The following is a 13,839-nucleotide window of genomic DNA, read 5'->3' as shown; positions in this document are numbered from 1 at the left end:
GAGCGCAGCTTGCCAGCCAGCGATCAACTATAGCCGATTCAGTCGACGTCCTGGTCCACCCAGTCCAACGACTTGGTCACAGCCTTGCCCCAGTTGCGGAACAGCTTGTCGTTGTCCTCGGTCTTGCCGTTGGGCTTCCACCGCTTGTCCTCGGCCCAGTTCTCGGTGATCTCGTCCAGATCGGTCCAGAAACCGACCGCCAGACCCGCCGCGTATGCCGCACCCAGGGCGGTGGTTTCGGTGATCTTGGGCCGGATGACCGGCACGTCCAGCTGATCGGCCTGGAACTGCATGAGTAGTTCGTTGGCCGTCATGCCGCCGTCCACGCGCAGTTCCACGAGGTCCTGGCCGGAGTCCTTGTTCATGGCCTCGACCACTTCGCGCGACTGGTAGGCGGTGGCCTCCAGCACGGCGCGGGCAATGTGTTCCTTGCGCACGTAGCGGGTCAGCCCCACCAGGGCACCGCGGGCGTCCGGGCGCCAGTGGGGTGCGAAGAGTCCGGAAAACGCCGGTACGAAGTACGCTCCGCCGTTGTCCTCCACGTCCTTGGCGAGCGTCTCGATCTCCTTGGCGTCCTTGATGAGGCCCAGATTGTCGCGCACCCATTGCACCAACGAACCGGTCACGGCGATGGAACCCTCGAGAGCGTAGACGGGCTTCTGACCCTCGATCTGATAGGAGACCGTGGTGATCAGACCGTTCTCGGACTGCACCGGCTCCTCGCCCACGTTCATGAGCAAGAAGTTGCCCGTGCCGTAGGTGTTCTTGCCCATGCCGGGCTTGAAGCAGGTCTGACCGAACATGGCAGCCTGCTGGTCACCCAGGATGCCGGCGATCGGAACGCCACTCACGAAGCCCCGTGAGCGGCCCTTGCCGTATACCTCACTGCTGGAACGGATCTCGGGGAGCATGGACATCGGAACGTCCATGGCGTCTGCCAGGTCCTTGTTCCAATTGAGGGTCTCGATGTTCATGAGCAGCGTGCGGGACGCGTTGGTGACGTCCGTGACGTGCACACCGCCGTTGGTACCGCCGGTCATGTTCCACACGAGCCAGCTGTCGGTCGTGCCGAACATCAGGTCGCCGGCCTCCGCCTTCTTGCGAGCGCCGTCCACGTTGTCCAGGATCCACTTGATCTTGGGGCCCGCGAAGTAGCTGGCCAGGGGCAGACCGGTGCGCTTGCGGAAGCGGTCCACTCCCCCGTTCTTCGCGAACTCGTCGACGATCGCCTGGGTGCGGGTGTCCTGCCACACGATGGCGTTGTACACCGGCTTGCCGGTGGTGCGGTCCCACACGACCGTGGTTTCACGCTGGTTGGTGATACCCACCGCGGCAATGTCGTCCTTGGTGAGTTCCGTCTCCGCCAAGGCATCGGCGACGACCCGGCGCACGTTGCGCCAGATCTCTGTGGCGTCGTGTTCGACCCACCCGGCGCGCGGGAAGATCTGCTTGTGCTCCTGCTGCCCGACGCTGACGATATTGCCGGAGTGGTCGAAGATGATGGCCCGGGTACTCGTGGTCCCCTGGTCGATGGCCATCACGTACTGGGCCTCGTTGGAATTCTTACCGTTTGCGGCTGTGGTGCCGGATCGCTTGGTCATGGTGGTAACTCCTCACATCGTTGTGGTGGGTAGTTCGTGGATCAGAAATTGGCGGACGGGTAGATCTGGAAGATGCCACCGGCGATCAGGGCGCCCAGGATGGGACCCACGATGGGGACCCAAGCGTAGCCCCAGTCGCTGCCGCCCTTGCCTCGGATCGGGAGGATCGCGTGAGCAATACGGGGACCGAGGTCACGCGCCGGGTTGATCGCGTAACCGGTGGGTCCGCCCAAGCTGGCGCCGATACCGACCACCAGCAGTGCCACGGCCAAGGGGCCCAGTTCGGACGGTGTTCCGCCGAACATGAGGATCACGAACACCAGCACGAAGGTCGCGATCGTCTCGGTGACGATGTTCCACGGGTAGGAGCGGATTTCCGGCCCGGTGGCAAAGGTGCCGAGTTTCGCGGCGGGTTCCAGGGGCTCGTCGTAGTGCTGTTTGTGGGCGATCCACGCGACCACGGCGCCCAGGAAACCACCGAGGAATTCAGCCGCGAAGTACACCAGGGTCGAGGCCACGGTCACGGCCACCCCGGGGGCATACTCTTCCGCACCGGAGGCCAAGAGGCCCACAGTCACGGCAGGATTCAGGTGGGCGCCGGACTGCCATGCCACGTAGACACCGGCAAACACGCCCAGGCCCCAGCCGAAGTTGATCAGCAACCAACCACCCGCATTGCCCTTCGTCTTTCCCAACAGGTGGTTGGCGACCACGCCCACGCCCAGCAGGGTCAGCATGGCCGTACCCAGCACTTCGGACCAGAACACCGTGCCCAGGGGCACCACTTCCGCTGCTGTCTCCATCGGCAGCAGCGCCGTCAATGCAGTCATTGGATGACTCCTTCAGTCTTGTTTTCTCTCTCGGTGGTCCGTATGGACCGGTGGTTCATGCGGTTTCTGGGGCGTTGATTGCCCATCTCGTTGTGCGGTATCGCCCCGTCTTCAGAGGGTGTTCAACGACGGCGCCGCGGCCCGTGCCGCTGCGGCGGCCGTGTCGTCGGTGGTTTCGGCGGCGGCGTCCTCGGCGGCGGAAAGCTCTCGGTAGGCCTGAACCTCTTGCGCCCTGCGGTCGGCGTCCCAGCCGAGTTCGGCGGCCAGCAGGTCGGCGACCTCGTCGACCACGGCCAGTCCGTGATCGGGTTGGTCGTAACTCATGCGCGTGCGGGTCTGGAAGGCATCACTCAGGTGCAGCACGCCTTCGTTGCGGGCCGCTTGGACAATTTCGGCACGCACGTAATCGGGTGCGTCCTTGAGCGGTTCGGCGAGGTCCGCTCGTTCATCCACGATGGCTTCGATCTCGGCAATGGCCGAGCCGTAGCGATTGAGCAGGTGCTCGACCATGTCCGGTGTCCATCCGTATCGATCGCTGATCTGCTCGACCTGGCGAGTCAGGGGAACGTAGCCGTCGGCGCCGTGCAACAAAGTCCGTTCGGTCACCGAAGGCAGTTGTTTTGCGCGCTCCTTACCGAGCGCGAAATCCACGGCGTCCTGCGCCATGATGCGGTAGGTCGTCAGTTTTCCGCCGGCAATGGAAATCAGCCCCGGAACCACTTCGGCCACGGTGTGCTCGCGGGAGACCTTGGTGGACGCGGTCTCCGTACCGTCCTTGACCCCCGGCTGCAGCAGTGGGCGCAGTCCGGCGAAACTCCCGATGACGTCCTCGCGGGTCAACGGCTCATCCAGGACGACATTCGCGTGTTCTATGACGTAATCGATATCCGCAGAGGTGGCCACGGGTGCGGAAATATCCTGCTCGTAAGGCGTGTCCGTGGTACCGATGATCCAGTAGTGCTCCCACGGGATCACGAACAACACTGATTTCTCGGTCTGCAGAATCAGACCCACCTCGCCCTTGATGCGTTCGCGGGGTACGACAATGTGGATGCCCTTGGACGCCAGGACCTTGAGTCCGCCGTCCGTGTCGGCCAAGTCCTGCGTCTCCTCGGTCCACACACCCGTTGCCGCGATGACCTTACGCGCCCGGATCTCGAAGACGTCCCCCGTCTCGAGGTCCGTGACCCGCGCGCCGACCACGGCGGCGTCGTCGTTCTTGAGCAAACCCGTGACCTTGGTGCGCGAGGCCGCCAAGGCGCCGTAACCCGCTGCGGTACGGATCAGGGTCAAGACGAGGCGAGCGTCATCGACGCGCCCGTCCCAGTACTTGACCGCGCCGACCATGGCGCCCGGTTTGATGCTGGGGAACGCTTTCTGAACACCGCGCTCGGAGAGGTGACGGTGGAACGGCATGGAGGCGACCTTGGAGCCGACGTGCGCCAGCGTGTCGTAGAGCCCGATGCCAGCCGTCACGTACGGACGCTCCCACACCCTGTGGAGGATCGGGTAGAGGAACGGAACCGGTTTCACCAGGTGGGGTGCCAGCGTGTAGAGCAACCGCTCGCGTTCGTGAAGAGCCTCCGTTACGAGCTTAAAGTCCAACTGCTGGAGATAACGCAACCCACCGTGAACCAGCTTGGACGACCACCGCGACGTGCCACCGGCCCAGTCCTGAGCCTCAACGATCCCGGTGCGCAGACCACGCGTGACAGCGTCCAGTGCTACGCCCGCACCCGTGACACCACCGCCGATCACCAGGACGTCCAGTTCCGGGCCGTTGGCCATCTCGCGAAGCGCGGCTTGGCGGGATTCGGGATTCAAGACTGTGGTTCTCACGGGATCTACCTCATTCAACCTGTGCGTACGGGTGTGCTGCGTGGATTCTTAGAAACCCACGCTACGGCGGGACATGTGATCTACGTCCCATTGCGTAGTTATGCGCACCACCATGCCTCCTCAATGCACGTATGCTCAACCCAATTGCACATACGTGCAGCCGGAAGGAAGTGTCATGCACGACGATTCATTCCTCTATCAAGTCGCGGAGCTCTACTTCGTTCAGGACATGACCATGGGTGCGGTGGCGGAACGGTTCGGGATCTCCCGCTCCACGGTGTCGCGGATGCTGTCCGAGGCCAAGAGCCGAGGCATCGTCAGAATTTCCCTGAGGCCACCTGATCATCCTCCGGATCGACTGTCGCGCCGGTTCCACGAGACTTTCGGTGTCACCGCCCACATTGCGGGTACGCAACGGTCGTCCCACAGTGGGCAGCGGCTGGAGGCCGTGTCGCGGTACGCGGCGAACCTGCTCGTCGATTGGGTCGAGGACGGTTCGATCCTCGGAGTGGCGTGGGGCACCACCACGTCCACGATCGCAGCCCATTTGGGGCCCACGAATGCCCAAGACGTCACGGTCGTGCAACTCAACGGGGCCGCGGGCCCGCGGACCACGGGCGCTGGAACCTCGACTCCCCTGCTCTCCACCATGGCGCGCGCCTTCAATGCCGAGCTCTATCCGTTCCCCACTCCAGCGTTCTTCGATCTGGAGGAGACCCGTGCGCTGCTGTGGAAGGAGTCCTCCGTTCGGCGGATTCTCGCCGTCCGATCCGCCGTGGACCTTGCAGTGTTCAGTGTGGGTGCGTTCCAAGGACCGGTGCTGTCCCAGGTGTACACGGAAGGCCACTTCACCCAGGCGGCCCTGCGCAGCCTCAACGAGAACCGTGTAGTCGGTGACATCTGCACAGTGTTCATCCGCGAGGACGGGAGCTATGCGGATATCGACGTGAACCGCCGCGCCTCAGGACCCACGCCGTCGGACCTCGCCCGGATTACACGCCGCATGTGCGTGGTCTCGGGCCGACACAAGGTGCGAGGGATCCTGGGAGCCCTTCGCTCCGGTGCGGTGACCGATCTGGTCATCGACGACCTCACGGCCAAAGAGGTTTTCGACCATCTGGAACCGCCCGGGCCGTCCGTCAACGTCTGATGTATCACGGGAGGCACCAATGTTGGCGACGTCATGGAACCGCGACTTCACGGTGTGTTTGCTTGAGGTGAACGGGCTCATCTAGAGTTCAACATCAGACATCCTAATGAGCCATTACATGCGGAAACGGTTTTCTCGGATCGTCAGGGGTTGAGTCCGCAGGTGTGGCGGTATCCGATCGGGGGAGAACGGTGAGCCAAGCCTCAAGGAGCGAAACTCGTCCGGTGGTTGCCGATCAGGTCCAAGAACTGATCATTTCGCAAGGACTCCGCCCGGGCGATCCCATGCCGACGGAAGTCGAACTGGGCGAGGCCCTCAGTGTGTCCCGTTCGTCCATCCGCGAAGCCATTCGGGTCCTGGCTTCACTCGACATCGTGGACGTACGACACGGCCACGGTACGTTCGTGGGACAGATGTCACTGGCGCCCTTGATCTCTGGATTGATGTTTCGGGCACGCATGAACCTCCACAACGACCTGCGCACCTTAAGGGAAGTGGTGCAGGTGCGCATCGCGCTGGATCTGTTCATCACTGATGATTTGATCAAGGCTCACCGCACGGTGGATCACACCGAGCTTGAAGCCATTGTTCAGCGCATGGAACGGCGCGCCCACGCGGGAGAGTCCTTCGCGGAGGACGATTCAGCATTCCACTCGGCCCTGCTGACTCCGTTGGGCAACGAGTTGATTCATCAGTTGGTCCTGGCTTTCTGGGAGGTGCACACCGCAGCCTTGCCCGAACTAGGGATCCGACCCGCTCGAGACATTCTGGACACGGTGCGCGCGCACCAGGCCATGCTCGACGCGCTCAAGGCGGCCGACGCCAATGCCTACCGGGAGGCGGTCCGAGAGCATTACCGGCCTCTCCAGCGGGCATTGGCCGAACACGATTCCTAGCCGTCAGGGCAGGGGGATCTCCTGCAAGTACATGGCCTGCAGACCATCGGCCCACGATTGTGTCCTAGACGATTCGAAGAGCACCAGAAGACGTCCGTCCTGCAGCTGATCCACGGACGAGTAGGCAAAGAGTGTCGTGGGATCGGTGATTTCCACGCGGCTGATCCATTCAACCCGTGTTCGTGGGTCTCCACCGGCGGCCGTGTGCACTACTCCCAGATGGGCCACTCCATTCTTGCGCGCTCGGTCCATGGGGGTAATGACCACAAGAGCCGGCAGTCGCTCTCCGGTCTCCTTGGAGGCGAGACGTTGCCGCAAGGACAACGCGGAAACCTGGCATGAGACGCCCGGACCCAGATCGCCGAAGGCAGACTGGGGTTTCGACCACGACATTCCACCATCCAGACTCTCGGCGCTGAGCACCTTTCCACCGGTGCTCGCCGCATGTCGGTGGAAACTCCGCAGAACACCCGGTGCTGCCTCGATGATCGCCGTCTCGTGCATGGCGACGTCGCTTGGAACGGGTTCGCCTCGTGTCCACCTCGCGCCGCCGTCGTCGCTCACCACCGCGACGGCCTCGATCCCGGTCGCCATCTGCGTGTAGGTCGGTACCACCAGTCGGCCCGCATGCGCGCCCTGCTCAATCTGGATACATCGACCGGGTGCCAGCAAGCTGTAGCGCGAGTCGGGTGAACGGAATTCGTGCGTGACCAGTCGCCCCATCCGCCAGGTCTGTCCGTCATCATCCGAAAAGACCTGCGCAATATGACTGGTGTTATAGACCTGCAGAACCGACTTCTTGTAAAAAACCCTCATCGGAACGGCAACGGATGTCCCCACTTGGGGCACGGTCAATGCTTGGCCGTGGCGATGCACCACGAAATCATTGTCCAGGGTGAACCCAGTGGGCTCACCAAGACTCAAATTCGAATCGTCAACGCCCGCTTCACCATACGGCCGTGGCTTTCCCACAAGATTGAAGACCCTCACCCGACCGTCGGCATCTCGCGGACCATCCAGATCGGCAACCATTGCGAACTTGGAGCGGTCGGTGTTCAGGTTGATGTTTCCGGTCTTGCCGTCGGCATCACCGGTGACATTCTGCGTCGACAGCAGGAGCATTGGTCTACCCGAGACCTTGGCAAAACCGTCGCCCAGCGGAAAGGACCGAGTGCGCCCACCGCGGACACTCCTGTCCGCAAGAACGTTGAGATGTTCGAACACCCCGCCATTCCAGGCGAACAGGTCGATCAACAGCAGGATGCGTCCGGTGCTCCGGTCCTGAACGATCGCCCCGTCGATGACCGAGGCACTTTCTTGCGCATACTCCGAATTCGACGCGAAGTCCTTCATGTCGATGGGAGCAACAATGTGAGGGATTGACCACCCTTCCGCCAAATTCCCCTCGCTGGCCCGGGATTTGACGCGGATCACTGCATCTATGTTGTCGGCCGAATCCCCTGTGGTTGACCGGTTGGCATCAGCTCCGACGATGAGCCCGCCGGACTGGGTCGCCAGCAAGAACGGGATGCGGAAGAAACGGGAATCCACGATGCCACGGTGTAGGACAGCCATGGCGTGGGAACTCGGGACCGCGACCGCGGGGCTCAACAGTCGATCCCCTCCGACCAGGCCCAAACTCGCCAGGGCGCCCAATGATCCGAGAAAAGTTCGGCGTTCAATTCTATTGTTCATGAAGTGTGCCTCGTCCGTTGCGAAGGTCGAGAATCAGACCGGACCACCGGCCACGTGATTCTCCCCGACAAGATGGTCTGCTCAGGCCTGATCGACTATTTCGTCATTGCCGTCTTCGGGGCGGACCGCGTCGCGGTTCACCAGGCTCTGAAGTCGACGAGGCACGTTCAAGCCGATGGACAAGATCACGATGAGGGCAAATCCGACGGACAGAACCGCCAACGCCATTCCCAGCCCGTAGGTATTGGCCAAATTTGCCCCGAGGAATGGACCTACCGCACCACCGAGCACACCGACGTTGTAACAGAATCCCAACCCGGCAGCGCGTCTTTCCACCGGGAAATAGCTCGCGACCCACTTGGGGAGTAGACCGGAGACTCCCTGACCGAACATCTGGTTGAAGAAGGGAAGAGCCGAGACGAGGATCACGAATTCACTGCCCTGAATGAACAGCGGGAAAACGAGGGTCTGCGAAATGAACAAACTGATGACGTACCAGCGCCGCATACCAATCGCATCGCCCGCGAATCCCGCAACGATGTACCCGATGGCGTTGCCCAGACCCGCGAAAGTCACAATGGTATTGACAGCTCCGGGGTCGTAACCCACACCCTCGAGGTAGGTCGGGAGCAGTCCCTGAATCGGCCAGGTGTACATGAACGACGCGAAGATCGTCACCATGATCGCGACGCCGATAATCCATCGCTTGGGGTCGAACTGGGCAATGAAAATAATGAAGATCGCAGCCAGCATCACGGCAAGAACAGCAATCGCCCACCCCGGCACCAGGTCCGTGGCAAAAATGAACATCAGCGCCACGGACGCGACCACCGCGCCCAAGATGTTCAGGATCCGGCGCTTGCCCGAAAACAAGACGTGGAACGCATCCGGCTCCCGGTCGCGTGTCCGTTCTCGTTTCGCTTGTTCCCATTCATCCGCTTCCGGCAGATTTCTGCGCATGTACAAGGCCACGAAGATCGGAGCAATGCCGGTGAGGAACAAGGCTCGCCAGCCCCACCCCGGATGCCAGGCCTCGACGGCCGGAGTCAAGTACTTGTCCACCTGAGCGGCCAGGATCACACCGAAGGCAAAGCCGGACAGCAGGAAGCCGGAGGCCTTGTTGCGCATGTGCTTGGGCCAAGACTCGATCACATAGGTGGCCGATGTCGAGTACTCCCCTGCCATGGCGAAACCGACAATGAGACGGAAGAGGAAGAGCAAAGCGTAGCTCGGGGCGAAGGCCATGGCCACGGACGCGACCGCGAAGAGCCCCATCGATACGATCATCGCCGGCCTCCGTCCGAACCGATCCCCGAAGGCGCCCAACATCAAGCCACCGATCCAGCGAGAAATGAAGGCGGCGGATACCAGCGATGCGCCCTGCACAAGGGTCAGGTCGAAGGTTCGAATGATCTCTGCCAGGGCGAAGGAAATCAGGACGTAGTCGTAACCGTCCAGCACCACTCCGAGCCACGCGGCAAAGAATGCCTTCCACTTGGTTCTGTCGAGTTGCCGCCACCACGGCACCTGCGTCGTTGTCTTCGGCTGCACCGTCATCTGGACCTCCAGTGATCTGTTGGGGCGGCGGATAAGAAATAGGACGTCTGATGTCCTCAGCATCGAGACGGTACACCAGGTTGACTAACCCCGCCAGACCCTCGGCCAAATCCGTGGATAACTGCGGATCCCACCGGCACGCGGCTCTTGATGTGATGTACATTACTTGAGAACATCAGACATCCTACGGCTGATCTCGATGGAAACGCCCGCGAAGTTCGATCGGTCGAACCACACTGACAGCGGGACGCACGAACTATGAAGGGTTGCCCTCGATGCGCTACGAAGACACAACTCCGCCCGTCCGCTTGGATATCAAGCGAGGAACCGCAGACATCGCAGGTTCCCTGGAGAAATGCAGGTCAATGGTCGGATCCGACGTGGAGGGGACGGTTCACATCGACTTCAGCACCACCATTGACGGGCCGCTTCTCGATGCCCGGGGTAAGCGGGGACGGACCACCCTGGAAGTCACCGGCGGGAGGATGAACGGCTGGATTCGATGTAACGATGAAACACGGCAACTGGATGCGGAAGACTCCATCGGCATTGACGACGGGCAGCCCCACAGCCTCGCCCTCACCGTCGACGAGACAGGAACGCATCTCTTTGTTGATGGTTACGAGGCCTTCTCCGCCACCGTTCACGCGTGGTTCAGCGACATCGAAGTTTCTTCGCTCACGGTAGATCCCCGCCGAATCATGCAGGTTTCCAGGGTCACTGTCTGGGGCGCGCCCCTTTCCAACACTGCGGTCGTGGCCGAATCCCTGACCGTTTCTCCCCTGATCCAGTTCGCTGCGGCCGAGCTCGCACCGCGGGACGCCAAACGATGCGGCTCCCTGAACGGTGGGGCAATTCGCGCACGGTACCGCACCCGCGGTGAAGGACAGGGCGGAGCCATCGTCGAGGCAGAGGGATCGAACGGACGGTTGTCTCTTGCCATCGAAGACGGAGATATCACCTACACAGTGACGTCCGGAGACGACGTGGTGGCCGGCATTCGCGCTCGCGGCCGATGGGATGACGGTGACTGGCACGATGTGGTGCTGGTCAGCGGACGAGGCGCTCTCGAGCTTTTCGTCGATGGTTTTCAGACACTGCATTCCGCCGGCACTGCGTTCTTCCGTGATATCGGAGATGTTCAGCGAGTTGTGGTGGGTGCCAATTTGGGGCTCTTCAGAGTTGAGTGTGGGGTGAGGCGTCGAGTCCACCGGTGATGAGGAGCATGCGGAGGCGGTAGTGCTCGAAGTTGCGGAAGCCGCGGGCGATGCGGCGGCCGAGTTCGATGATCCCGTTGATGGCCTCGGTACCACCGTTGCTCGCGCCGTCGGTGTCGAAGTAGGCCAGGAACGCGGTCTTCCAGCGTCTCAGGGTCTTTCCGAGCCTGGCGATCTCGGGAATCGGGCAGGTCGGCAGCGAGGCGATGAGTTTTTCGGCAAGCTGGCGTCCTCGTGCAGGCGTGGGCTGGTGGAACACGTCCCGAAGGTCCTGAGCGCAGCGATAGGCGACTTCGACCGCGATGTGATCGGGATGGGCCGTGAACGCAGCTTCCAGGCGAGTCTGCTGGCGAGACGTGAGGCGTTCTCGCCCGGCGCGGAGAACATGGCGGATGCCGTAGAGGGGGTCGCCCTTGCGGCCTCGGTGGCCGAGGGTCTCCTGTTGGATCCGGCGGCGGACGTCATCGACTGCCGCGCCGGCGAGCTTGACGATGTGGAACGCATCCAGCACGCAGGTGGCGTCCTCGAGTTGGTCATCGATCGCGTTCTTGTATCCCTGGAACGGGTCCAACGTCGCGATCTCGACCCGCTTCCGGAACCCTTCGCCCCGCTCGTCCAGCCAGTCGCGGTAGGCCTTGCCGGATCGGCCGGGGACGAGGTCGAGGAGCCTGGCGGTGGGGTGGGGTCCGCGGGTCAGCTCGACCATCCCGGTGAGCTCTTTCGGACCGCGCCGGCGGGGGTCGCGGTGATGCCAGATGTGTTCGTCCACGCCCAGGACCTGCACGTTCTCGAACCGGACCGGGTCGTCAGCGGCCGTGGCCAGGACGGGGCGGACCTGAGTCCAGAGGGTGTTCCAGGTCGTGCCGAGCTGCCGGGCCAGGCCCTGGATCGTCGCTCCCTCGCGCCGGAGCTGACCGATGGACCACCGGATCGCGCGTGTGCTCAGCAGACCGCGCGGCGCACAGACCTCCGGGTCCTGCTCGACGAACGAGACCACCGCACAAACGTCCTCGTGACAGATCCAGCGGCGCTTGCGCCATCGGACCCGCACCGGCCGACCCGCCCAGGGCGCATCAATCACCTCGACCACCACACGGCCGTGACCAGTAGCGATGACTCCGCAGCCGGGACAGCCTTGGACCGGAACGCAGGACTCCACCTCGAGCACCAGGCCCGAGGGAGCCTGCGTGACCGAGACCAGGTGGAGGCCGGGGAAGTCGAGGAGGAGATCGCATCGGTCGCAGCGATCGAGCGCGTCAGGGCATACGCAACTATGGTTAAGCATTGTCGAGGTCCTTGGTGCGAGCAGAGGTAAGAGTCCGCTCATCATCGAGGACCTCGACGTCTATCCCCAGCTACCCCGCACCACCGGCGCGCCCACACTCAACTCTGAAGAGCCCAATTTGGAAGGCACCCGGCTCTTCGGCGAGGCACAGTCCGCCATGATCTACGACTCCGTACTTTCCGATCACCAGGTCAAACGATTGGCATCGGTGGAGCCGATCCACACTCAAGCTCTCTTCGACACCGGGATGAATGGATCGCGCAGCTATCGAATTCCGGCCCTGTTGACCCTTGAGTCGGGTGTGGTCCTCGCGGGTGCCGATCAGCGGGTCAGCATCGCCAATGACAGCCCCAATGACATCAACTTCGTCATGCGTCGCAGTATGGACGGCGGAGCCACCTGGGAGGAAGCGAAGGTACTTCTCGAATACCCCGGAAGTGGACGAACGGCGGCGTCCGTCATTGACTCGGTGATCGTGCAGGACAAGAACACGGGGCGAGTTTTTGTCCTGATCGATCAGTTCCCCGGTGGCTACGGGCAACCCAATGTAGAACCCGGCACCGGATATGACGACCAAGGTCGCATGGTTTTAACCGACCGACACGATCATCGATATCTGCTCGGAACCGACGGAACAGTGATTTCTGAGGACGGCACCGCCACCGATTACCACGTGGCCCGGGACGGAAACGTCACCAAGAACTCGCAACCGGCCGGCAACATTCATTTGGCCACCGGGGAAGATCCGCACGAGTCCCTGCTGAGCGCCCGAACCTCATACGTGCTACTGATCCATAGCGACGACGACGGGGAAACCTGGAGCGATCCGGAAGACATCACACCGCAGGTCAAGGAGGAGTGGATGCGATTCTTCGGGACCTCCCCCGGTAATGGAATTCAACTAACTCGCGGCAAACACCAGGGTCGACTGATCTTCCCTGTCTACTACAACCACGAAGAAGGGAGAACCTTCTCATGCGCCGTCATCTTCAGCGACGACGCTGGTTCCACCTGGACGCGAGGATCGTCTCCGAATGACGGTCGACAACTCGATGACGTCGAACTCAGCTCCCGACGGCTCGAGGATGATCGGGGCTCCTTGCACGAATCGGCTCTCGTCGAGGGACGTGACGGATCAGTCCACGTGTACATGCGCAATCAACACCCGTCGGGGCGCGTCGCACACGCTGTGAGCACGGATGGCGGACAGAGCTGGGGCGAGGTGGATTACGGGCCCTTCACAGATGAGCATGGGTAGCGGTGTGCGCGTGGGCGTCTCGAGGGGTGTGTTGTGAGGTCTGGGTAGAGGTCGAGGCCTCCAGGATGGGTAGCGACCAAGCAACCCGATCCATGAAGGCCTCGACGTGTCTCATGCTATCTGCGCGCCCGCGTGCGCGCTCTTCGACCTGCCCGACGTCCATGTCAGGGCCGTGGAACGCGGACCACGCTCGTTCACCGTGGTGGTGGAGACTTCTCCGACGCTGGTGGGGTGCCCGTCCTGCGGGGTGCTCGCCACCGGTCACGGCCGGCGGGAGGTCCTGCTCCACGATCTGCCGTGTGCCGGAGTGCCCGTGCGGGTGCTGTGGCGCAAGCGGATCCTCCGGTGCCGGGAGGATGCCTGCGAGATCTCGACGTTCAGCGAGGTCCACGAACTCGCCGCGCCGCGGGCCAAGCTCACCACCCGCGCGATCGCCTGGGCGGTGACGCAGCTGCGCTCCCACGACATCGCGGTCTCCGCCCTGGCGGACATGCTCGGAGTCGCCTGGAAC

The 13,839-nt window shown here is 62.5% G+C and carries 11 protein-coding genes; 5 read left to right on the top strand and 6 right to left on the bottom strand.

Annotation, left to right across the window (positions count from 1 at the left end; translation table 11 throughout):
• Window positions 1-38: 38 nt before the first annotated feature.
• The 3 genes from glpK to EWV37_RS00045 all read right to left on the bottom strand — a co-directional run bounded on the left by glpK (window position 39) and on the right by EWV37_RS00045 (window position 4,270).
• Entirely contained in the window at window positions 39-1,601 is a 1,563-nt protein-coding gene (glpK, locus tag EWV37_RS00055; RefSeq protein WP_095798031.1) for a glycerol kinase GlpK, read from the bottom strand.
• A 41-nt stretch (window positions 1,602-1,642) separates the two neighbouring features.
• On the bottom strand, window positions 1,643-2,377 hold the full coding sequence (locus EWV37_RS00050; protein WP_095798107.1) for an MIP/aquaporin family protein: 735 nt from the start codon (window positions 2,375-2,377) through the stop codon (window positions 1,643-1,645).
• Window positions 2,378-2,542: 165 nt separating this feature from the next.
• Window positions 2,543-4,270, bottom strand: a complete 1,728-nt coding sequence (locus EWV37_RS00045; RefSeq protein WP_371514717.1) for a glycerol-3-phosphate dehydrogenase/oxidase — start codon at window positions 4,268-4,270, stop codon at window positions 2,543-2,545.
• Window positions 4,271-4,445: 175 nt separating this feature from the next.
• Between EWV37_RS00045 and EWV37_RS00040 the strand changes: the two genes are divergently transcribed.
• Window positions 4,446-5,420: a sugar-binding transcriptional regulator gene (locus EWV37_RS00040; protein WP_129699300.1), complete on the top strand. Its 975-nt coding sequence runs from the start codon at window positions 4,446-4,448 to the stop codon at window positions 5,418-5,420.
• 224 nt (window positions 5,421-5,644) lie between these two features.
• Complete coding sequence (locus tag EWV37_RS00035; RefSeq protein WP_095798033.1) at window positions 5,645-6,316, top strand: FadR/GntR family transcriptional regulator; 672 nt, start codon at window positions 5,645-5,647, stop codon at window positions 6,314-6,316.
• Window positions 6,317-6,319: 3 nt separating this feature from the next.
• Here EWV37_RS00035 and EWV37_RS00030 read toward each other — a convergent pair whose 3' ends face one another.
• On the bottom strand, window positions 6,320-7,837 hold the full coding sequence (locus tag EWV37_RS00030) for an exo-alpha-sialidase (protein ID WP_129699298.1): 1,518 nt from the start codon (window positions 7,835-7,837) through the stop codon (window positions 6,320-6,322).
• A gap of 255 nt (window positions 7,838-8,092) precedes the next feature.
• Window positions 8,093-9,568, bottom strand: a complete 1,476-nt coding sequence (locus EWV37_RS00025; protein WP_129699297.1) for an MFS transporter — start codon at window positions 9,566-9,568, stop codon at window positions 8,093-8,095.
• Between the two features lie 365 nt (window positions 9,569-9,933).
• On the opposite strand from EWV37_RS00025, the gene EWV37_RS00020 reads away from it, so the two are divergent.
• On the top strand, window positions 9,934-10,785 hold the full coding sequence (locus EWV37_RS00020; protein WP_238662960.1) for a LamG domain-containing protein: 852 nt from the start codon (window positions 9,934-9,936) through the stop codon (window positions 10,783-10,785).
• Here EWV37_RS00020 and EWV37_RS00015 read toward each other — a convergent pair.
• Entirely contained in the window at window positions 10,745-12,070 is a 1,326-nt protein-coding gene (locus EWV37_RS00015) for an ISL3 family transposase (protein ID WP_095798962.1), read from the bottom strand. The genes EWV37_RS00020 and EWV37_RS00015 overlap by 41 nt on opposite strands.
• Before the next feature lie 118 nt (window positions 12,071-12,188).
• Here EWV37_RS00015 and EWV37_RS00010 point away from each other — a divergent pair, with 118 nt between their 5' ends.
• Both EWV37_RS00010 and EWV37_RS00005 read left to right on the top strand, forming a co-directional pair.
• The gene (locus EWV37_RS00010; protein ID WP_238662959.1) at window positions 12,189-13,328 is read left to right on the top strand and encodes a sialidase family protein; all 1,140 of its coding nucleotides are present in this window, start codon (window positions 12,189-12,191) and stop codon (window positions 13,326-13,328) included.
• A gap of 106 nt (window positions 13,329-13,434) precedes the next feature.
• On the top strand, window positions 13,435-13,839 hold a 405-nt coding region (locus tag EWV37_RS00005; protein ID WP_238662958.1), incomplete at its 3' end, for a transposase family protein.

It is taken from the genome of Kocuria carniphila (genome assembly GCF_004136555.1).
GTDB classification, from domain to species: Bacteria; Actinomycetota; Actinomycetes; order Actinomycetales; family Micrococcaceae; genus Kocuria; species Kocuria carniphila.
The sequence above is the reverse complement of the archived record's forward strand: the minus strand, read 5'-3'. Positions and strand labels throughout refer to the sequence as shown.